The 24136-nt window shown below is 71.9% G+C and carries 1 protein-coding gene (cut by a window edge); it reads left to right on the top strand.

Annotated features, from left to right (window positions below; genetic code table 11):
* Nucleotides 1-24136, top strand: the 3' portion of a protein-coding gene (locus ACZ63I_RS16795; RefSeq protein ID WP_469339317.1) for an SDR family NAD(P)-dependent oxidoreductase. The gene continues 8651 nt to the left of window position 1, outside the view; only the last 24136 of its 32787 coding nucleotides appear in the window; its start codon lies off the left edge, out of view; its stop codon occupies nt 24134-24136.

The raw sequence follows: 24136 nt of genomic DNA, 5'->3' as shown, positions 1-24136 counted from the left end.
GTTCTCTTGGGAGGGCGTCTCGCTCTACGCGACGGGCGCTTCCGCCCTTCGAGTGCGGATCGCCCCCGCCGAGGGCCGGGACGCGGTCTCGATCGCGGTCGCCGACACGACGGGCGAGCCGGTCGCCTCGGTCGACTCGCTGCTCGTACGAGCCGTGTCGGGTGAGCAGTTGAACGAGAGCGCCGCGCAGGCACGCGACGCCCTGTTCGGACTGGACTGGGTTCCCGTGCCTGCCGGTGCGGAGGCCCCCGCCTCCGTCGCCCTGGTGGGTTCCGACCCGCTCGGGCTCGCCGCGGGGCTGGCCGAGTCGGGCGCCGGTGTCGAGACGTTCAGCGATCTGTCGGCGCTCGCGTCGGGGGAGTCCCCGGTCCCCGGCACCGTACTGGTCGGCGTGACCGGTACGGATCTGGCGGACGGTACGGGGGTCGCGGAGTCGGCGCACACCCTCACCGCGGACGTACTGGCCCTGGCGCAGGAGTGGTTGGCCGACGACCGGTTCGCCGGATCGCGGCTGGTGTTCGTGACACGGGGCGCCGTGGCGGCCGGTGACGAGCATGTCGCCGATGTCGCCGCCGCTTCGGTATGGGGTCTGGTGCGCTCGGCGCAGACCGAGAACCCCGGCTGCTTCGGCCTGGTCGACATCGACTCGGCCGCTGATGCCGCAGCCGACGCCGTAGCGCTGCTCGCGACGTCCCTCGGCTCCGACGAGCCGCAGGTGGTGCTCCGGGACGGCGCGATCCGGGCGGGCCGGCTCGCGCGACTCGACTCCGGTACGGGGCTTGTGCCGCCGACCGGCGTGCCGTGGCGGCTGGACAGCCTGACGAAGGGCAGCCTGGACGGGCTGACCCTGGCGCCGTTCCCCGAGGTCCTGGAGCCGCTGACCGGCAGCGACGTACGGATCGACGTACGCGCGGCGGGCGTGAACTTCCGTGACGTGCTCAAGGCGCTGGACATGTACCCCGGCGACGCGGGCCGGATGGGGCGCGAGGTCTCGGGTGTGGTGACCGGGACCGGGCCCGACGTGACCGGCCTGCGGCCCGGCGACCGGGTCACCGGGCTGGTGTCCGGCGGCTTCGGCTCGCAGGTGGTCGGCGACGCACGGCTGCTCACCCGGATGCCCGACGGCTGGTCGTGGGAGACGGCGGCCTCCATGCCGCTGGTGTTCCTGACGGCGTACTACGCGCTCGTGGACCTCGGCGGACTTCAGCGCGGTGAGAAGGTCTTGATCCACGCGGGTGCCGGTGGTGTGGGTATGGCGGCGATCCAGGTGGCGAACCATCTGGGTGCCGAGGTGTTCGCGACGGCGAGTGAGGGCAAGTGGGACGTCCTGCGGTCGCTGGGTGTCGCTGATGATCACATCGCCTCGTCCCGTACGACCGACTTCGAGTCGGCGTTCGCCGAGGTGACCGAGGGGCAGGGGGTCGATGTCGTACTGAACTCGCTGGCAGGCGAGTTCGTGGACGCGTCGCTGCGACTGACCGCGCCCGGCGGCCGGTTCCTGGAGATGGGCAAGACGGACATCCGCGACGAGGCGGACCTGCCGGAGGGCCTGGACTACCAGTCCTTCGACCTCGGTTGGGTGGAGCCCGAGGGTATCCAGCGCATGCTCGTCTCGGTGATGGAGCTGTTCGACCGGGGCGTGCTGGAGTCGCTGCCCGTCCGTACCTGGGACGTGCGGCAGGCCCAGGACGCGTTCCGGTTCATGAGCATGGCCAAGCATGTGGGCAAGATCGTGCTGACCATGCCGCGCGTGTGGGATCCCGAAGGCACGGTGCTGATCACCGGCGGCACGGGTGGTCTGGGCAGCGTTTTGGCCCGGCATCTCGTCGCCGAACGCGGCGTACGACGCCTGTTGTTGACGAGTCGGCGCGGTCTCGCCGCCGACGGCGCCGCCGAGTTGGCGGCCGAGCTGGAGACGCTGGGCGCCGAGATCGCTGTCGAGGCGTGCGACGCGGCCGATCGGGAGGCGCTGGCCGGGCTGTTGGCGTCGGTTCCTTCCGAGCATCCGCTGACGGCCGTGGTGCATACGGCGGGTGTGCTGGACGACGGGATCGTCGGTTCGCTCACTCCCGAGCGGCTGGACAAGGTCCTGCGGCCGAAGGTCGACGCCGCCTGGAACCTGCACGAGCTGACCCGTGAACTCGTCCCCGACCTGGCCGAGTTCGTGGTCTTCTCCTCCGTCTCCGGACTGATCGGTGGCGCGGGACAGGGCAACTACGCGGCGGGCAACACCTTCTTGGACGCGCTCGCCGCGCACCGGCGGACCGAGGGTCTGCCGGGCGTCTCCCTCGCGTGGGGCGCCTGGAACCAGGGCGCCGGCATGACGAGCGGCCTCGGTGAGGCCGATCTCCGCCGGGCCGCCGAAGCGGGCATGCCCCTGCTCTCGGTCGAGCAGGGCGTGGCCCTCTTCGACGCCGCGCTGGCGACCGGCCGGCCCGCGGTGGCGCCGGTGCGGCTGGACGTGGCCGCACTGCGTGCGCGGGGCGCCGTCCCGCCGCTGCTGCGCGGCCTGGTCCGTACGGGCACCCGCCGCACCGTCGTCGCGGGAGCCGGCGCCGGAACGGGTACAGGCGCGGACGCCGGTCTGGCGGCGCGGCTGAGCCGGCTGGGCCGCCAGGAGCGCCGCGAGTCGCTGGCTGAGCTGGTACGCGGCCAGGCGGCCCTGGTGCTCGGCCACACGAGCGGTGACGGGGTCGACCCGACCCGGGCATTCCGTGACCTGGGCTTCGACTCGCTGACGGCCGTCGAGCTGCGGAACCGGCTCAACACGGCGACCGGCCTGCGGCTGCCCGCCACGATGGTCTTCGACTACCCGACGGTCGGCGCGCTCGCCGACCATCTGCACGAAGCGCTGCTCGGCCCGGACGCCGCGGCCGAAGCCGCGCCGGAACTCTCACCCGCGCTGCTCGACGACGACCCGATCGTGGTGGTCGGGATGAGCTGCCGCTTCCCCGGCGGCATCGGTTCGCCGGAGGACCTGTGGCGGCTGGTAACCGAAGGCGCCGACGTCGTCTCGGACTTCCCGGTCAACCGGGGCTGGGACGTGGACGCGCTGTTCGACCCCGACCCGGACCACATGGGCACGTCGTACACCCGCTCCGGCGGATTCCTGCACGACGCGGGCGAGTTCGACCCGGACTTCTTCGGGATGAGCCCGCGCGAGGCGATGGCGACCGACTCGCAGCAGCGACTGCTGCTGGAGACGTCCTGGGAGGCCGTCGAGCGGGCCGGGATCGACCCGGTGTCGCTGCGCGACAGCCAGACCGGTGTGTTCGCCGGTGTGATGTACGGCGGCTACAACACCGCACTCGACGGCAAGGAGTTCGAGGGCTTCCAGGGCCAGGGCAGCGCGCTGAGCGTCGCCTCGGGCCGCGTCTCCTACACCTTCGGGTTCGAGGGCCCGGCCGTCACGGTCGACACCGCGTGCTCGTCCTCGCTGGTCGCGATGCACCTGGCGGCGCAGGCACTGCGCGGCGGCGAGTGCTCGCTCGCATTGGCCGGCGGTGTGACGGTGATGTCGATCCCCGACACCTTCGTCGAGTTCTCGCGCCAGCGTGGCCTCGCCCCCGACGGCCGGTCCAAGCCGTTCTCCGAGTCGGCCGACGGCGTCGGCTGGTCCGAAGGCATCGGCATGCTCCTGCTGGAGCGCCAGTCCGATGCCGTGCGCAACGGCCACGAGATCCTGGCCGTGCTGCGCGGCAGCGCCGTCAACCAGGACGGCGCGTCGAACGGCCTGACCGCCCCCAACGGCCCCTCGCAGCAGCGGGTCATCCGCCGGGCGCTCGCCAGCGGCGGACTCTCGCCCGCCGACGTGGACGCGGTGGAGGCGCACGGTACGGGTACGACGCTGGGCGACCCGATCGAGGCGCAGGCGCTGCTCGCGACGTACGGCCGCGACCGCGAACAGCCGCTCCTGCTGGGCTCGGTGAAGTCGAACCTCGGCCACACCCAGGCAGCGGCGGGCGCGGCGGGTGTGATCAAGATGATCATGGCCATGCGGCACGGAGTACTGCCGCGCACGCTCCATGTGACCGAGCCGTCCTCGCACGTGGACTGGTCGGCGGGCGCCGTGGAGCTGCTGACCGAGGAGACGGCCTGGCCGCAGAGCGACCGGGTGCGCCGCGCGGGTGTGTCGTCGTTCGGCATCAGCGGGACGAACGCGCACGTCATCCTGGAGCAGCCGGCCCCGGTGATCCAGGGGACGGTCGAGGCTCCTGCGGTCGAGCCGGGTGTGGTGCCGTGGGTGCTGTCCGGCAAGACACCGGAAGCCCTGCGCGGCCAGGCGGCGCGGCTGCTCTCGTACATCGAGGCGCGCCCCGATCTGCGCCCGCTGGACATCGGATTCTCGCTGGCCACGGGCCGGTCGAGGTTCGAGCACCGGGCCGTGGTGCTGACCGGGGACTCCGTGGACACCGCGCAGGTGCTGGCGGCGGTCGCGGTCGGCGAGCCGGACGCATCGGCCGTGTCCGGTGCGGTCACCGGTGGCAGGACGGCGTTCCTGTTCTCGGGGCAGGGTTCGCAGCGGCTGGGGATGGGCCGTGAGCTGTACGGCCGGTTCCCGGTGTTCGCCGAGGCGCTGGATGCCGTACTGGTCGAGCTGGACGGGGAGTTGGGCCGTCCGCTGCGGGAGGTCATCTGGGGTGACGACGCGGACCTGCTGAACGAGACGGGCTTCACCCAGCCGGCGTTGTTCGCGGTCGAGGTGGCGTTGTTCCGGCTGGTCGAGTCGTGGGGTGTGACCCCGGACTTCGTGGCCGGTCACTCGATCGGTGAGATCGCGGCTGCCCATGTGGCCGGAGTCTTCTCGCTGGTGGACGCGTGCCGTCTGGTGGTGGCGCGTGCTTCGTTGATGCAGGCGCTGCCGTCCGGTGGTGCGATGGTCGCGGTGCAGGCGACGGAGGACGAGGTGCTTCCGCTGCTGACCGAGGGCGTGTCCGTCGCAGCGGTCAACGGACCGTCCTCCGTGGTGATCTCAGGTGACGAGGACGAGGTCCTGGCGGTTGCCGGGCAGTTGGCCGAGCAGGGCCGTAAGACCAGTCGGCTGCGGGTGTCGCACGCCTTCCACTCGCCGCTGATGCAGCCGATGCTGGACGGCTTCCGCGCTGTCGCCGAGTCCCTTGCCTACACCGAGCCTTCGGTGCCGGTGGTGTCCAACCTGACCGGGGAACTCGCCAGCGCCGAGGAACTGTGCTCGGCCGAGTACTGGGTACGGCACGTCCGCGAGGCCGTCCGGTTCGCCGACGGCATACGGACCCTCGCCGCCCAGGGCGTCGGCGTATACCTGGAGTTGGGCCCCGACGGGGTGCTCTCCGCCGTGGCGCAGGAATCGGTACCGGCCGAGGCCGTCACCGTACCGGTGCTCCGCAAGAACCGCTCCGAGGAGACCTCAGCGGTCACGGCACTCGCTCAACTGCACGCGCACGGCGCGCTCGTGGACTGGCCGGCGTTCTTCGCCGGGACCGGGGCCACCCGGGTTGATCTGCCGACGTACGCCTTCCAGCACCGGCCGTTCTGGCCGCGCGGCCTGCGCGGCGGCGCCGGAGGGTCCGCGATCGGCCTCATGAACGCCGACCATCCCCTGCTCAACGGCGTGGTCGAACTGGCCGAGGGCGAAGGCGTGTTGTTCACCGGCCGGCTGTCGGTGCAGTCGCACCCCTGGCTGGCCGACCACGCGGTGCTCGGCAGGATCCTGCTGCCCGGTACGGCGCTGCTCGAACTGGCGGTCCGGGCCGGTGACGAGGTCGGCTGCGACCGCGTGGACGAGCTGACGCTCGCCGCCCCGCTGGTGCTGCCCGAGCGCGGAGCTGTCCAGACGCAGGTACGGGTCGGCACCTTGGACGGGACCGGGCGGCGTACCGTCACCGTCCACTCCCGTCCCGAGGGGGCGGCCGAGGAGACGTGGACGCAGCACGCCATGGGCGTACTGGCCATCGGCGGATCCGTTGCTCCCACCGGCTTCGACGCCACTGTCTGGCCGCCCGCCGACGCCGAAGAGGCGGACCTCGACGGCTTCTACGAGGCCCGCGCCGCCGACGGATTCGCGTACGGTCCGGTGTTCCAGGGGCTGCGCTCCGTATGGCGGAAGGACGGCGAGGTCTTCGCCGAGGTGAGCCTGCCCGACGGCTTCCAGGAGGAGGCGCAGGCCTTCGGTCTGCACCCCGCACTGCTGGACGCCGGGCTGCACGCGGCCTGGTTCGCCGGGCAGGACCAGCGGGCCGGTGTGCCGTTCTCCTGGAGCGGCGTCTCGCTGCACGCGTCAGGGGCCTCGGCCGTACGGATCAGGATCACCCGCGACGCCGACGGAGTCGTCACGATGGCCGTCGCCGACACCACGGGAGCGCCGGTCGCCTCGGTGGAGTCGCTGGCGATGCGGGCCCTGTCCGACGAAGCTCTGCACGAGCCCGACGCGCTGACCCGGGACGCCCTGTTCCGGCTCGACTGGACCCCGCTCGCGGCGACCACCTCCACCGGGGCCCCGCAGCCGGTGACGGTGCTCGGCCCCGACCCCATCGGTCTGCCGGCGGCCCTGCGCGACGCGGGTGTCGAGACGGACCTCTACCAAGACGTGACGGACTTCGCCGCCACGGACACTCCGCCGGCCGGCGCCGTGCTGATCGCCCTGGCCGGGGACCCGGCCGCCGAGACGCCGGAATCGGTGCGCGCACTCACCCACCGGGCCCTGGAGCAGATCCAGGCGCGGCTGTCCGACGAGCGCTTCGCCGCGTCCCGCTTCGTCTTCGTCACCCATGGTGCGGTGGGCGGCAGCGATGTCGCCGCCGCCTCGGTCTGGGGTCTCGTACGGTCGGCGCAGTCCGAGAACCCCGGCTGCTTCGGGCTGATCGATCTGGATCCGGACGAGCCGGCCGCGCTGCCGCTGTCGGCCCTGCGGACCGATGAGCCGCAGGTGGTGGTCAGGGACGGCGCTGTCCTGGCCGGGCGCCTGGTGCGCAGGCCGGCCGCCGAATTCGATGTGAGCCCCGTGTGGGACACCGAAGGCAGCGTGCTGATCACCGGCGGTACGGGTGGTCTGGGCGCGGTCGTCGCCCGCCATCTGGCGGCCGAGCACGAGGTACGGCGGCTGCTGCTGGTCAGCAGGCGAGGACGGGCCGCCGACGGCGTCGAGGAACTCGTCGCCGCGCTGGAGGTGCAAGGGACCGCGGTCGCTGTCGAGGCGTGCGACGTGGCCGACCGGGCGGCGCTGGCGGCCCTGCTGTCCGCGCATCCCGTCTCCGCCGTGGTGCATGCCGCAGGCGTACTGGACGACGGGGTGGTCGGTTCGCTGACTCCCGAGCGGCTGGACAGCGTCCTGCGGCCGAAGGCCGACGCGGCCTGGCACCTGCACGAGCTGACCCGCGATCTCGACCTGTCGGCCTTCGTGGTCTTCTCCTCCGCCGCCGCCACCTTCGGCAATCCGGGGCAGGGCAACTACGCGGCGGCCAACACCTTCCTGGACGCCCTGATGGCCCGCAGGCAGTCCGAGGGCCTGCCGGGCACCTCCCTCGCCTGGGGCCCGTGGGACCAGTCCGGCGGCATGACGGGGACGCTCTCCGAGGCCGACACTGAGCGGATGGCACGCTCCGGTGTGCCCGCGCTGTCGGTGGAGCAGGGCGTGGCGCTGTTCGACGCCGCCCTGGCCACCGGGGACGCCATGCTCGCACCGGTCAGGCTGGACCTGCCGGTCTTCCGTGCGCAGGGTGAAGTGCCGCCGCTGCTGCGGTCGTTGATCCGTACCCGCTCCCGCAGGGCCGCGGTCGCCGGATCGGCCGCCGCCGCGGGACTCGTGGAGCGACTGGCCGTGCTCACCGCGGTCGAGCGCCAGGAGGTGCTGCTCGACCTGGTACGCGGACAAGTGGCCCTCGTCCTGGGGCACGCCGATGCCGCAGCGGTCCATCCGGGCCGCGCGTTCCGCGATCTGGGCTTCGACTCGCTGACGGCTGTGGAGCTGCGGAACCGGCTCAACACCGCCAGCGGACTGCGGCTGCCCGCCACGATGGCCTTCGACTATCCGACGGTCCAGGCACTCGTCGACTACCTGCTGGACGAACTGCTCGGCGCGGATGCCGCGGTGGCCCTGCCCGACGTGACGCGGAGCGCGGCCGTCGCCGACGATCCGATCGTGATCGTCGGCATGAGCTGCCGCTACCCGGGCGGCGTCGGCTCGCCGGAGGACCTGTGGCAGCTTGTGAGCGAAGGGTCGGACGCGATCTCCGGGTTCCCGGTCAACCGCGGCTGGGACGTGGACGGACTCTTCCACCCGGACCCCGACCACCTCGGGACGTCGTACACCCGCTCGGGCGGATTCCTGCACCAGGCCGGCGAGTTCGACCCGGCGTTCTTCGGGATGAGCCCGCGTGAGGCGCTGGCGACGGACTCGCAGCAGCGGTTGCTGCTGGAGGCGTCGTGGGAGGCGATCGAGCGGGCCGGGATCGACCCGGTCGCGCTGCGGGGCAGCCGGACGGGTGTCTTCGCGGGTGTGATGTACAGCGACTACACCGGCCTGCTGGCGAGCCCCGAGTTCGAGGGCTTCCAGGGCGGTGGCAGTACGAGCCTGGCGTCCGGCCGGGTGTCCTACACGCTGGGCCTCGAAGGTCCCGCGGTGACGGTGGACACGGCGTGCTCGTCGTCGCTGGTGGCGATGCACTGGGCGATGCAGGCGCTGCGCAGCGGTGAGTGCTCCATGGCACTGGCCGGCGGGGTGACCGTGATGTCCACACCGACGGTGTTCGTGGACTTCTCGCGGCAGCGCGGACTCGCCCCTGACGGGCGCTGCAAGGCGTTCTCCGAGTCGGCCGACGGGGTCGGCTGGTCGGAGGGTGTCGGCATGCTGGTGCTGGAGCGCCAGTCCGACGCCGTGCGCAACGGGCACGAGATCCTGGCCGTCGTGCGGGGCTCCGCGGTGAACCAGGACGGTGCGTCGAACGGTCTGACCGCGCCGAACGGTCCCTCGCAGCAGCGGGTGATCCGGCAGGCGTTGGCCAGTGGCGGACTCTCCATGGACGATGTCGACGTGGTGGAGGCGCACGGTACGGGCACGTCGCTCGGCGACCCGATCGAGGCGCAGGCGCTGCTCGCGACGTACGGGCGTGACCGGGATCCGGAGCGGCCGTTGCTGCTCGGTTCGGTGAAGTCCAACATCGGCCACACGCAGGCGGCGGCGGGTGTCGCCGGAATCATCAAGATGATCATGGCGATGCGGCACGGCAGCCTGCCCAGGACATTGCACGTCGACGCTCCGTCCTCCCATGTGGACTGGACCGAGGGGGCGGTGGAGCTGCTGACCGAGGAGACGGCCTGGCCGCAGAGCGACCGGGTACGGCGCGCGGGTGTGTCGTCGTTCGGCATCAGCGGGACGAACGCGCACGTGATTCTGGAGCAGCCGGCGACGGTGATCCAGGGCACCGTGGTCGGCACGGCCGAGTCCCCGGTCGTCGCACCGGGTGTGGTGCCGTGGGTGCTGTCCGGCCGGACGCCGGAAGCCCTGTGGGGCCAGGCGGCGCGGCTGCTCTCCCTCATCGAGGCCCGGCCGGAGGCACGGCCCGTCGATATCGGTTTCTCGCTGGCCACCAGCCGGTCGGTCTTCGAGCACCGCGCGGCGGTGCTGGTGGACGACGCCGCGGACACGGTGCGAGCCCTGACGGCACTCGCGGCAGGTGAACCGGACCCGTCGGCGGTGACCGGTCCGACCGCTGCGGGAAAGACAGCGTTCTTGTTCTCGGGTCAGGGTTCGCAGCGGTTGGGGATGGGCCGTGAGTTGTCCGGCCGGTTCCCGGTGTTCGCGGAGGCGTTGGATGGCGTACTGGCGGAGCTGGACGGGGAGTTGGGCCGTTCGCTGCGGGAGGTCATCTGGGGTGATGATCCCGAGTTGCTGAACGAGACCGGTTTCACTCAGCCGGCGTTGTTCGCGGTCGAGGTGGCGTTGTTCCGGTTGGTGGAGTCGTGGGGTGTGACCCCGGACTTCGTTGCCGGTCATTCGATCGGTGAGATCGCGGCGGCTCATGTGGCCGGGGTGTTGTCACTGACGGATGCGGCGCGGCTGGTGGTGGCGCGTGCTTCGTTGATGCAGGGGCTGCCGTCCGGTGGTGCCATGGTCGCCGTCCAGGCGACGGAGGACGAGGTCCTTCCGCTGCTGGTCGACGGCGTGTCGATCGCAGCCGTCAACGGGCCGTCTTCTGTGGTTGTTTCGGGTGATGAGGATGCGGTCCTCGCGGTCGCCGGGCAGTTGGCGGAGCAGGGTCGTAAGACGAGTCGGCTGCGCGTCTCGCACGCGTTCCACTCGCCGCTGATGGACCCGATGCTCGACGAGTTCCGGGCGGTCGTCGAGGGCTTGGACTTCCAGGCGCCGCGTATCCCGGTCGTCTCGAACCTGACCGGTGAGACGGCGACGGGCGAGGAGCTGTGCTCGGCCGAGTACTGGGTGCGCCATGTCCGCGAGGCCGTCCGCTTCACCGACGGAGTGCGCTTCCTGACCGGCCAGGGCGTCGGCACCTTCGTGGAACTGGGCCCGGACGGGGTGCTCTCCGCCATGGCGCGGGAATCGGTCCCGGACGACGCCGTGACCGTACCGGTGCTCCGTAAGGACCGGCCCGAGGAACTGGCCGCCGTCACGGCGCTGGCACAGCTCCATGTGCGGGGCGTGCCGACCGATGTGGCCGCTGTGTTCGCCGGGACGGGTGCGGTGCGGGTCGACGTACCGACGTACGCCTTCCAGCACCAGTGGTTCTGGCCGGCGAGGCTGCTCGGCGGCGCGGGCGACATGCGGGCGGCAGGACTCGGCTCGGCCGAGCATCCGCTGCTCGGCGCCGCCGTCGAACTGGCCGAGGGTGAGGGCGTGTTGTTCACCGGCCGGCTCTCCGTCCAGTCGCATCCGTGGCTGGCCGACCACGCGGTCATGGGCCAGGTACTGCTGCCGGGTACGGCCTTGCTGGAGCTGGCCTTCCGGGCCGGTGACGAGGTCGGCTGCGACCGGATTGAGGAACTGACCCTCGCCGCACCGCTGTTGCTGCCGGAAAGCGGCGCGGTACGGGTGCAGGCGCGGGTGGGCGTCGCCGACGACACCGGCCGACGCGCGATCACCGTGCACTCCCAGCTCGACCGTGCGGACGAGCAGTCGTGGACGCAGCACGCGACGGGCGTACTCGCCGTCGGTGCGCCGAACGCGCCCACCGACTTCGCCGCCGCCGCGTGGCCGCCCGCAGGCGCTGAGGCGCTGGACGTCGAGGGATGCTACGAGCGGTTCGCTGAGCTTGGGTTCGGTTACGGTCCGGTGTTCCAGGGGCTGCGCGCCGCCTGGCGCCAGGACGGTGCGATCTACGCCGAGGTGAGTCTCCCGGAGGACATGCGGGACGACGCGGCCGGCTTCGGTCTGCATCCCGCGCTCCTCGACTCCGCCCTGCACGCCTCGCTCCTCGCGAGTGACGGCGAACAAGGCACTGGCGGCCTGCCGTTCTCCTGGCAGGGTGTCTCACTGCACGCGACAGGCGCTTCGGCGCTGCGCGTACGGATCGCCCCCGCAGGCGACGACGCGATATCGGTGACGGCCGCCGACACCTCCGGTGAGCTGGTCGCCTCGGTCGACTCCCTTGTCGTACGGACCATTTCCAGCGAGCAGCTTCGCGCCGTCGGGACGACCGGGCCCGCCAGGGACGCGCTGTTCGGTCTGGGCTGGATCCCGGTGGCCGCTCGGCCCGAGGCCGCGCCCGACGCGGTCGCGGTGATCGGCCCGGACGTGCTCGGCCTGGCCGACGGCTTGGCGGACACCGGCGTCGCGGTCGGTACGTACCCGGATCTGGCAGCGCTGACGGCGGGGGAGTCCCCCGTGCCGGACGTGGTGCTGGTCGGTGTCGCCGACACCTCCGAAGGGCAAGTGGCCCAGTCCGCGCACGCGTTGACCGCTGACGTACTGGCCCTGGCGCAGGAGTGGTCGGCCGACGACCGGTTCGCCGGGTCGCGGCTGGTGTTCGTGACACGGGGCGCCGTCGCTGCCGGTGACGAAGAGGTCTCCGATGTCGCCGCCGCCTCCGTGTGGGGTCTGGTGCGCACAGCGCAGACCGAGAACCCGGGCTCCTTCGGGCTCATCGACCTTGGTTCCGACGAGTCGGCGGCCGTGCTGCCGCAGGCGCTCGGGACGGACGAACCGCAGGTGGTGATCAGCGAGGGCGGCCTGCGCGCCGGGCGCCTCGCCCGTATGACCGTCGCCGAGTCCGGTGCTGACACCGCGTGGGACGGCGAAGGCACCGTGCTGATCACCGGCGGTACGGGTGGTCTGGGCGGCCGGCTGGCGCGCCACCTGGTGACCGAACGCGGCGTACGGCACCTGCTGTTGCTCAGCCGCAGCGGTCTCGCTGCCGAGGGCGCGGAGGCACTGGTCGCGGAACTCACCGAGCAGGGCGCCGACGTCTCGGTCGGCGCGTGCGATGTGGCGGACCGGGAAGCGCTGGCCGAGCTGCTGGCGTCCGTTCCGTCGGACCACCCGCTGACGGCCGTGGTGCATACGGCGGGTGTGCTGGACGACGGCATCATCGGTTCGCTGACTCCCGAACGGTTGGACAAGGTCCTGCGGCCGAAGGTCGACGCCGCCTGGAACCTGCACGAACTGACCCGTGATCTCGATCTGTCCGCCTTCGTGATGTTCTCCTCCGTCGCCGGTGTGTTCGGCAGCGCCGGGCAGGGCAACTACGCGGCGGGCAACACCTTCCTGGACGCGCTCGCCGCGTATCGGCAGACCGAGGGCCTGCCGGGCCTGTCGCTCGCCTGGGGCCCGTGGGAGCAGGGCGCCGGCATGACCGGCGCGCTGGCCGACCGCGATCTGCGCCGGGCCGAGGACGCCGGCATGCCGCTGCTGTCCGTCGAACACGGTATGGCTCTGTTCGACGCCGCGCTGACGGCCGGCGAACCGGTCGCTGTCCCGGTGCGGCTGGACCTGCCCGCCCTGCGGGCACAGGGCGTCGCCCCCGCGCTGCTGCGCGGTCTGATCCGTACGCCGTCGCGCCGGGCGGCCACCACAGGCGCGGGCGCGGACGCCGGTCTGACCCAGCGGCTGAGCCGCCTGAACCCGGCGGACCGGCAGGAAGTGCTGCTGGATCTCGTCCGCGCCCAGGCGGCACTGGTACTGGGACACGCGAGCGTCGCCGACATCGACGCGGAGCGCGCGTTCCGCGATCTGGGCTTCGACTCGCTGACTGCGGTGGAGCTGCGGAACCGGCTCAACACGGCGACCGGGCTGCGGCTGCCGGCCACGATGGCCTTCGACTACCCGACGCTGACCGCGCTCGCGGACCATCTGCTCGACGAACTGCTCGGCGCCGAAGCCGAATTGGCCGTCCCGGTGTCCTCCCTGCCGCCCATGTCCGACGACCCGATCGTGGTCGTCGGCATGAGCTGCCGCTACCCCGGCGGAGTGACCTCGCCGGAAGACCTGTGGCGGCTGGTCACCGAGGGCGGGGACGCCGTCTCGGACTTCCCGGCCAACCGCGGCTGGGACGTGGACGCGCTGTTCCACCCGGACCCCGACCACAACGGCACGTCGTACACCCGCTCGGGCGGATTCCTGCACGACGCGGGCGAGTTCGACCCCGCCTTCTTCGGGATGAGCCCGCGTGAGGCGATGGCGACCGACTCGCAGCAGCGACTGCTGCTTGAGGCGTCGTGGGAGGCGATCGAGCGGGCCGGGATCGACCCGCAGTCGCTGCGCGACAGCCAGACCGGTGTGTTCGCCGGTGTGATGTACAACGACTACGGCACGACGCTCAACGGCAAGGAGTTCGAGGGCTTCCAGGGCCAGGGCAGCGCGGGCAGCGTGGCGTCCGGCCGGGTGTCCTACACGCTGGGCCTCGAAGGTCCCGCGGTGACGGTGGACACGGCGTGCTCGTCGTCGCTGGTGGCGATGCACTGGGCGATGCAGGCGCTGCGCAGCGGTGAGTGCTCCATGGCACTGGCCGGCGGTGTGACGGTGATGTCGACGCCCGGCACCTTCGTCGAGTTCTCGCGCCAGCGCGGCCTCTCGCCCGACGGGCGGTGCAAGGCGTTCTCCGAGTCGGCCGACGGGGTCGGCTGGTCGGAGGGTGTCGGCATGCTGGTGCTGGAGCGCCAGTCGGACGCCGTGCGCAACGGGCACGAGATCCTGGCCGTCGTGCGGGGCTCCGCGGTGAACCAGGACGGTGCGTCGAACGGTCTGACCGCGCCCAACGGACCCTCGCAACAGCGGGTGATCCGGCAGGCGTTGGCCAGCGGCGGACTCTCGCCCGCCGATGTCGACGCGGTGGAGGCGCACGGTACGGGTACGACGCTGGGCGACCCCATCGAGGCGCAGGCGCTGCTCGCCACGTACGGTCAGAGCCGCGAGCCGGAGCGCCCGCTCTGGCTCGGCTCGCTCAAGTCGAACATCGGCCACACGCAGGCCGCCGCAGGTGTCGCGGGTGTGATCAAGATGGTCATGGCGCTGCGGCACGGTGTACTGCCGCAGACCCTGCATGTGACCGAGCCGTCCTCGCACGTGGACTGGTCGGCGGGCGCCGTGGAACTGCTCAGCGAGCAGACGGACTGGCCGGACGCCGGCCGGGTGCGGCGTGCGGGTGTGTCGTCGTTCGGGATCAGCGGGACGAACGCGCACGTGATCCTGGAGCAGCCGGCGACGGTGATCCAGGGGACGGTGGTCGCTGATTCCGCCACCGTGGAAGCGGCGGTGGAGCCGGGTGTGGTGCCGTGGGTGCTGTCCGGCAAGACGCCGGAAGCGCTCCGCGGCCAGGCGGCGCGGCTGCTCTCGTACATCGAGGCGCGGCCGGAGTCGCGCCCGGTGGATGTCGGACTCTCGCTGGCCACGAGCCGGTCGAGGTTCGAGCACCGAGCGGTACTGCTGGCGGGCGACCCGGCCGATGCGGCCCGTGCGCTGGCGGCGGTGGCCGCCGGTGAACCGGATGCCTCGGTCGTGTCCGGGCCTTCGGGCAGTGGCAAGCGCGCGTTCCTGTTCTCGGGGCAGGGTTCGCAGCGGCTGGGGATGGGCCGTGAGCTGTACGAGCGGTTCCCGGTGTTCGCGGAGGCGCTGGATGCCGTACTGGCGGAGCTGGAAGGTGAGTTGGGCCGTTCGCTGCGGGAGGTCATCTGGGGTGACGACGCGGACCTGCTGAACGAGACCGGTTTCACTCAGCCGGCGTTGTTCGCGGTCGAGGTGGCGTTGTTCCGGTTGGTGGAGTCGTGGGGGGTGACCCCTGACTTTGTGGCCGGTCATTCGATCGGTGAGATCGCGGCGGCTCATGTGGCCGGGGTGTTCTCGCTGGCGGACGCCTCGCGTCTGGTGGTTGCGCGTGCTGGTCTGATGCAGGCGCTGCCGTCCGGTGGTGCGATGGTCGCGGTCCAGGCGACAGAGGACGAAGTCACGCCGCTGCTGGTTGACGGCGTGTCGATCGCAGCGGTCAACGGACCTTCCTCCGTGGTGATTTCGGGTGACGAGAACGCGGTCCTGGAGATCGCGGCCGGGCTCAAGGAGCAGGGTCGTAAGACCAACCGGCTGCGGGTCTCGCACGCCTTCCACTCGCCGCTGATGCAGCCGATGCTGGACGACTTCCGCGCCGTCGCTGCGACCTTGTCCTATGCCGAGCCGTCCGTGCCGGTGGTGTCCAACCTGACAGGGCGACTCGCGACCGCCGAAGAACTGTGCTCCGCCGAGTACTGGGTACGGCACGTCCGTGAGGCCGTACGGTTCGCGGACGGCGTGCGGACGCTCGCCGACGAAGGCGCGACCGCGTTCCTGGAGCTTGGTCCCGACGGTGTGCTGTCAGCGATGGCGCAGGAGTCGGTGCCGGACGGCGCGTTGACCGTGCCGCTGCTGCGCAAGGAGCGGCCGGAGGAGACGGCGGCGGTCGGCGCCCTGGCCCAACTGCAGGTGCGCGGTGTACGCGTGGACTGGCCGGCGTTCTTCGCCGGGACCGGCGCGCGGAAGGTCGATCTGCCGACGTACGCGTTCCAGCACCAGTGGTACTGGCCGACCGGAGCGCACGGCGCGGCGAACGCGGCTGCCGTCGGACTGACGTCCGCCGAGCACCCGCTGCTCAACGGAACGGTCGAACTGGCCGAGGACGAGGGCGTGTTGTTCACGGGCAGGCTCTCCGTCCAGTCGCATCCGTGGCTGGCCGACCACGCGGTCATGGACCGGGTCCTGCTGTCGGGCACGGCGCTGCTGGAGCTGGCGTTCCGCGCCGGTGACGAGGTCGGCTGCGACCGCGTCGAGGAGTTGACCCTCGCCGCACCGCTGGTACTCCCTGAGCGCGGCGCCCTGCGGACCCAGGTACGCGTCGGTGTCGCTGACGACACCGGGCGGCGTACCGTCACTGTCCACTCGCGCCCCGAGGGCGCGGCGGACGCGTCCTGGACGCAGCACGCCACGGGCGTACTGACAACCGGGGGGCAGCGGCCGACCGGCGACTTCGACGCCACGGTGTGGCCGCCGACCGGCGCCGAGAGCCTGGACGTCGAGGGATGCTACGAGCGGTTCGCGGAGCTTGGGTTCGGTTACGGTCCGGTGTTCCAGGGGCTGCGGGCCGCCTGGCGGCGTGACGGCGAGGTCTTCGCCGAGGTGAGCCTCCCGGAGGACGCGCAGGGCGAAGCGGCCCGTTTCGGTCTGCACCCCGCGCTGCTCGACTCCGCCCTGCACGCCTCGCTGCTCGCGAGTGACGGTGAACAGGGCACTGGCGGACTGCCGTTCGCCTGGCAGGGTGTCTCGCTGCACGCGACAGGCGCTTCGGCGCTGCGCGTACGGATCGCCCCCGCCGGCAACGACGCGCTGACGATCGAGGTGGCCGACACCACCGGCGAGCCGGTCGCCTCCGTCGATTCACTCCTCGTACGCACCGTGTCGAGCGAGGAGTTGACCGACAACCGAGCGGTCGGCAAGGACGCGCTCTTCCGGCTGACCTGGGCTCCTGTGCAGGACGAGCTGGTCGCCCCGCAGTCCGCCGCCGTGCTCGGAGCGGACACGTCGGCCCTGGCCGGCGCGCTGGCCGAGTCCGGCGTCGCCGTCGAGACGTACGCCGACCTCGCGGAACTGATTGCGGGGGAGACACCGGTGCCCGACGTGGTGCTGGTGGGTGTGACCGGTGATACCGACGAACAGGTGGTGCGGTCCGCACACGCGCTGACCGCAGACGTGCTGGCACTGATCCAGGGCTGGCCTGCCGAGGAGCGCTTCGCCGGATCGCGCCTGGTGTTCGTGACGCGTGGCGCGGTCGCTGACGGCGGTGACGAGGTCAAGGACATCGCCGCTGCCTCGGTATGGGGTCTGGTGCGGTCCGCGCAGACCGAGAACCCCGGCAGCTTCGGACTGATCGACCTCGGTCCCGACGAGACGTCAACCGACCTGCTGGCAGCGGCTCTCGGCAGCGACGAGCCGCAACTCCTCATCCGGGACAGCGGAATCCACGCGGGACGGCTGGCTCGGGCCGCAGTCGGCGCCGACCACACCGAGCAGGTCTGGGACGCCGACGGCACGGTGTTGATCACCGGTGGCACGGGCGGTCTGGGTGGTGTGCTCGCACGGCACCTGGTGGCCGAGCGTGGCGTACGGCATCTGCTGCTGGTCAGCCGCCGGGGCGCGCACGCACCGGGCGCCGCTGAGCTGGTCACCGAGCTTGAGCAGCAAGGCGCCGAGGTCGCGGTCGAGGCATGCGATGTCGCCGACCGGGCGGCGCTGGCAGAGCTGTTGTCCGCGCATTCGGTGTCCGCCGTGGTGCATACGGCGGGGGTGCTGGACGATGGTGTGGTCGGTTCGCTGACTCCTGAGCGGTTGGACGCGGTGCTGCGTCCGAAGGCGGACGCGGCCTGGAATCTGCACGAGCTGACCCGCGGTCTCGATCTGTCCGCCTTCGTGGTGTTCTCCTCGGTCGCCGGTCTGTTCGGCGGAGCGGGACAGGGCAACTACGCGGCGGCGAACGCCTTCCTGGACGCCCTGGCCGCCCGTCGGCAGGCCGAGGGCCTGCCCGGTGTGTCGCTGGTGTGGGGGCCGTGGGACCAGTCGGGCGGCATGACCGGAAGCGTGACCGAAGCGGACATGCGACGGATGGAGAAGGCGGGTATGCCGCCCCTCTCCGCCGACCAGGGCGTGGCGCTGTTCGACACGGCGCTGGCGCTTGGTGAGTCCGTGGTCGCGCCGGTACGGCTCGACCTGGCCGCGCTCCGCGCGCAGGGCGAAGTCCCGCCGCTGCTGCGGTCGTTGATCCGCACCCGTACCCGCAGGACCGCCGTGGCCGGGGCCGCGACCGCCACCGGGCTCGCCGCCCGGCTGGCCGGACTCGACCCGGTACAGCGGCAGGAGGCGCTGCTCGACCTCGTCAGGACCCAAGTCGCCCTCGTGCTCGGGCACACCGGCTCAGCGGCCGTTGACGCGGCCGTCCAGTTCCGGGACCTGGGCTTCGACTCGCTGATGGCGGTCGAGCTGCGGAACCGGCTGTCGCAGGTGACAGGCTTGCGGCTCACCGCCACGCTGATCTTCGACTATCCGACGGCGAGCGTGCTCGCCGACCATCTGCGCGACGAGTTGTTCGGGACGGAGGCCGACGCTTCGGTCCCGGTCCGGCTGCTGCCGCCGCTCGCCGACGATCCGATCGTGGTCGTCGGGATGAGCTGCCGCTATCCCGGTGGAGTGACCTCGCCTGAGGACCTGTGGCAGTTGGTGACCGAGGAGACGGACGCGATTTCCGGCTTCCCGGTGAACCGCGGCTGGGACGTGGAATCGCTCTACCACCCGGACCCCGACAACAAGGGCACGTCCTATACGCGTTCGGGCGGGTTCCTGCACGACGCGGGCGAGTTCGACCCGGCGTTCTTCGGGATGAGCCCGCGTGAGGCGCTGGCGACGGACTCGCAGCAGCGGCTGCTGCTTGAGGCGTCGTGGGAAGCGGTCGAGCGGGCCGGAATCGACCCGCAGTCGCTGCGCGGCAGCGCGACCGGCGTGTTCGCCGGCGTGATGTACAGCGACTACGGCAGCACGCTCAACGGCAAGGACTTCGAAGGCCACCAGGGCCAGGGCAGCGCGGGCAGCGTGGCGTCCGGCCGCGTCTCGTACACCTTCGGATTCGAAGGACCCGCGATGACGGTGGACACGGCGTGCTCGTCGTCGCTCGTGGCGATGCACCTCGCGGCGCAGGCGCTGCGCACCGGCGAGTGCTCCATGGCACTGGCCGGCGGTGTGACGGTGATGTCGACGCCGGGCGCCTTCGTGGAATTCTCCCGGCAGCGCGGGCTGGCCGCCGACGGACGCTGCAAGGCGTTCTCCGAGTCGGCCGACGGGGTCGGCTGGTCCGAGGGCGTCGGCATGCTCGTCCTGGAACGGCAGTCCGACGCGCTGCGCAACGGGCACGACATCCTGGCCGTGCTGCGCGGCAGCGCGATCAACCAGGACGGCGCGTCCAACGGCCTGACAGCGCCGAACGGTCCCTCGCAGCAGCGGGTGATCCGCCAGGCCCTCGCCGGCGGCGGCCTCTCGGCGGACGACGTCGATGTGGTGGAGGCGCACGGTACGGGCACGTCGCTCGGCGACCCGATCGAGGCGCAGGCGCTGCTCGCCACGTACGGCAGGGACCGGGATCCGGAGCGGCCGTTGCTGCTCGGTTCGGTGAAGTCGAACATCGGCCACACGCAGGCCGCAGCGGGTGTCGCCGGGGTCATCAAGATGATCATGGCGATGCGGCACGGCAGCCTGCCGCGTACCCTGCACGTCGACGCCCCGTCCTCGCATGTGGACTGGTCTGCGGGCGCGGTGGAGCTGCTGACGGAGTCCACGGCGTGGCCCGAGTCGGACCATGTGCGCCGTGCGGGTGTGTCGTCGTTCGGCATCAGCGGGACGAACGCACATGTCATCCTGGAGCAGCCCGCGTCCGCGGCTGCCCCCGTACCCGCACCTGCGGTCACACCGGCACCTGAGCTGCCTGATACTCCGGACACGGTGGTGCCGTGGCTGCTCTCGGGCCGGACGGCGGACGCGCTGCGGGACCAGGCGGCCCGGCTGCTGTCCGCGGCCGAGGCACGGCCCGAGCTGCGTCCGGTGGATGTCGGCTTCTCGCTGGCCACGAGCCGGTCGGGCTTCGAGCACCGGGCGGTGGTCCTGGCCGCTGACCCGGCCGACCGGCTGCGGGCACTCGCCGCACTGGCGGCAGGCGAGCCCGACGCGCTCGCCGTATCCGGTGCCGCGACCGGCGGACGGACGGCGCTGCTGTTCTCGGGCCAGGGCAGCCAGCGGCTGGGGATGGGACGCGAGCTGTACGAGCGCTTCCCGGTCTTCGCCGAGGCGCTGGATGCCGTACTGGCGGAGCTGGAAGGTGAGTTGGGCCGTTCGCTGCGGGAGGTCATCTGGGGTGACGACGCGGACCTGCTGAACGAGACCGGGTTCACCCAGCCGGCGCTGTTCGCGGTCGAGGTGGCGTTGTTCCGGCTGGTGGAGTCGTGGGGTGTGACCCCGGACTTCGTGGCCGGTCATTCGATCGGTGAGATCGCGGCGGCTCATGTGGCCGGGGTGTTCTCGCTGGCGGACGCCTCGCGGCTGGTCGTGGCCCGTGCGGGTCTGATGCAGGCACTGCCCGCCGGCGGTGCGATGGTCGCGGTCCAGGCCGCGGAGGACGAAGTCGTCCCGCTGCTGACCGGAGGCGTATCGATCGCGGCCGTCAACGGGCCTGCGTCCGTCGTGCTTTCGGGCGACGAAGCCGCGGTGCTGGAGGTCGCGGCGCTGCTGGCGGAGCAGGGCCGTAAGACGAACCAACTGCGGGTCTCGCACGCCTTCCACTCGCCGCTGATGGATCCGATGCTGGCGGACTTCCGCGCGGTGGCGGAAACACTGGCCTTCGAGGCGCCGCGCATCCCCGTCGTGTCGAACCTGACCGGCGCTCTGGCGAGCGCCGACGAGCTGTGCTCGGCCGAGTACTGGGTGCGGCATGTCCGCGAGGCGGTCCGCTTCGCCGACGGGGTACGGACCCTCGCCGAACAAGGCGTCGACACCTTCCTGGAGTTGGGCCCGGACGGCGTACTCTCCGCCATGGCCCAGGAGTCCGTGCCGGACGGCGCTGTGACCGTCCCGGTCCTGCGCAAGAACCGGGACGAGGTCCCGACCGCACTCGCCGCCCTGGCGCAGGTGCACACGCACGGTGCCACGGTGGACTGGAGCGGATTCTTCGCCGGAACGGGCGCGCGGCGCGTCGAGTTGCCCACGTACGCCTTCCAGCACCAGTGGTTCTGGCCGGCCGGATCGCCGTCGGGCGCGGGTGACGTACGCGCGGCGGGGCTGGGCTCCGCCGAGCACCCGCTGCTGGGCGCTGCGGTGGAACTCGCCGCAGGGCAAGGTGTGTTGTTCACCGGCAGGCTCTCCGTCCAGTCGCATCCGTGGCTGGCCGACCACGCGGTCATGGAGCGGGTCCTGCTGCCGGGTACGGCGCTGCTGGAGCTGGCCATCCGGGCAGGTGACGAGGTCGGCTGCGACCGGGTCGAAGAACTGACCCTCGCCGCACCGCTGTTGCTCCCGGAGCGCGGCGCCGTACGGGTGCAGGTCGCGGTGGGCACCCCCGACGAAGCGGGCCTGCGCTCGGTGGGGATCTACTCCCGGCCCGAGGACGCGCCGGACGACGCCCCCTGGACCCAGCACGCCAGCGGCGCGCTGGCCGAGGGCTCCGGTACGCCGCAGACCGATTCCGACGCGGGGCACGCGGCGTTCGACGCCACGGTCTGGCCGCCGAAGGACGCGGAGAGCCTGGAACTGGACGGCTGCTACGAGCGGTTCGCCGAGGCCGGGTTCGCTTACGGGCCGGTGTTCCAGGGACTCCAGGCCGCCTGGCGGCGGGACGGCGTGCTCTTCGCCGAGGTGAGTCTGCCGGAGGACGCCGAGGGTGAGGCAGCCGCGTTCGGTCTGCATCCCGCACTGCTCGACTCCGCCCTGCACGCCTCGCTGCTGGCCGGTGAGGACGGGTCGGGCTCCGCGGCTCTCCCGTTCTCCTGGGCGGGTGTCTCGCTGCGGGCGAGCGGCGCCTCGGCGCTGCGGGTACGGATCGCGCCCGCCGGGGACGGCGCGATGTCGATCACAGCCGCCGACACCTCCGGAGCGCCGGTCGCCTCGGTCGACTCGCTTCTCGTACGGGCCGTGTCGAGCGAACAGTTGAACGCGACGGAAGGAACGGCGAAGGACGCGCTCTTCGTACAGAACTGGATTCCGGTGCCGGTACAGTCCGATACGGCGGATGCCGAGTCCGTTGCCCTGGTTGGTCCTGACCGTTTCGCTCTCGCTGCCGGCGCTGCCGGCGCCAAGGGCTCCGCGGGATCCGGTGCGGTCGTCGAGACGCACGCCGACCTCGCCGCACTGGCGGCGGCCGACACCCCGGTGCCGGATGTGGTCCTGATCTCCGCGGCGGGTGAACCGGCCGACGCCGTCCCGGCATCGGTGCGGGCGCTCACGGCCTGGACGCTGGAGCACCTCCAGGGGTGGCTCGACGAGGAAAGGTTCGCCGGGTCGAAGCTGGTCTTCGTCACCCGGGGCGCTGTGGCGGTGGACGGCGGTGCCGTGGCCGATCTGGCGGCGGCTTCCGTCCGGGGCCTGGTCCGCTCGGCGCAAAGCGAGAACCCCGGCTGCTTCGGCCTGCTGGACCTCGATCCCGCAGACTCCGCCGACGGCGCCGAGTTGGCTCCGCTGATGGCGGCGCTCGGCTCGGACGAGCCGCAATGGGCGCTGCGCGGCGGGGAGTTGCGCGCCGCACGGCTGGACCGGGCAGTACTCCCCGAGCCGGCGACCTCCGAAGACGGTCACGACAAGGACCGTAAGGACGAGGACCGTAAGGACGAGGGCGACGGCTGGGAGCGGGGCGGCACCGTGGTCATCACCGGCGGCACCGGTGGTCTCGGCGGCATACTGGCCCGGCACTTGGCCGCCGAACACGGCGTACGCCGGCTCCTGCTGCTCAGCCGCCGGGGCCTCGGCGCCGACGGTGCGCGCGAACTCGTCCAGGAGCTGGCACAGCTCGGCGCCGAGGCCACGGCGGCAGCCTGTGACGCCGGTGACAGGGCGGCCCTGGCCGAGACCCTGGCGGCGGTTGACCCGGCGCATCCGGTGTCGGCGGTCCTGCATTGCGCCGGTGTCCTGGACGACGGCGTGATCCGCTCGCTGACTCCTGAGCGGCTCGACACCGTACTGCGGCCGAAGGTCGACGCGGCCTGGCACCTGCACGAGCTGACCCGCGGCCTGGACCTGTCCGCTTTCGTGGTCTTCTCGTCGGTCGCCGGAGTCTTCGGTGGCGCGGGACAGGGCAACTACGCCGCGGCCAACACGTTCCTGGACGCGCTCACGGCCCAGCGGCGGGCCGAGGGACTGCCCGGCGTGTCGCTGGCCTGGGGGCCGTGGGACCAGGCGGGCGGCATGACCGGAAGTGTCACCGAGGAGGACATGCGACGGCTGGCCCGCTCGGGTATGCCGGCGCTCTCCGCCGAGGAGGGCGTGGCCCTGTTCGACGCGGCGCTCACCACCGCCGACGCGCTGGTCCTGCCCGTACGGCTGGACCTGCCGGCGCTCCGGGCGCAGGGCGAGATCCCGGCGCTGCTCAGGGGGTTGATCCGGACGCCCGTGCGGCGGTCGGCGACGGCCGCCCCGCAGTCGGCCGGTTCGCTCGCCGAGCGGCTGACCGGACTGACCGAGGAGGAGCGGCGCGACGTCCTGCTGAAGCTGGTGCGCGACCAGGCGGCGCTGGTGCTCGGACACGCGGACGGAACGGCGGTCGGAGCCACCCGGCAGTTCCAGGAGCTGGGCTTCGACTCGCTGACGGCCGTGGACTTCCGCAACCGGCTGAACGCGGCCACCGGGCTGCGGCTCCCGGCCACCCTGCTGTTCGACTACCCCACCCCGGCCGATGTCGTGGACCATCTCCGCGGCCGGCTCGTCACGGAGGAGGCCACCGGCGTCGGATCGGTGCTCGCCATCCTCGACCACCTGCAGAAGGCGATGACGGAGATGACCGTCGATGGCCAGGAGTACAAGCATGTTGCCGGGCGAATCGAGGTATTGAGGACGAAGTGGGCCGCACAGGGCAAGGAGTCGGCGAACGGCAACGGAGAATTCGACCTCGAAGGCGCTTCGGACGATGATGTGTTCGCGCTTCTCGACGACGAGCTGGGTCTGTCCTGA

It is taken from the genome of Streptomyces sp. NPDC087906, from assembly GCF_055584925.1.
This window is presented reverse-complemented; position numbering and strand designations above follow the sequence as displayed.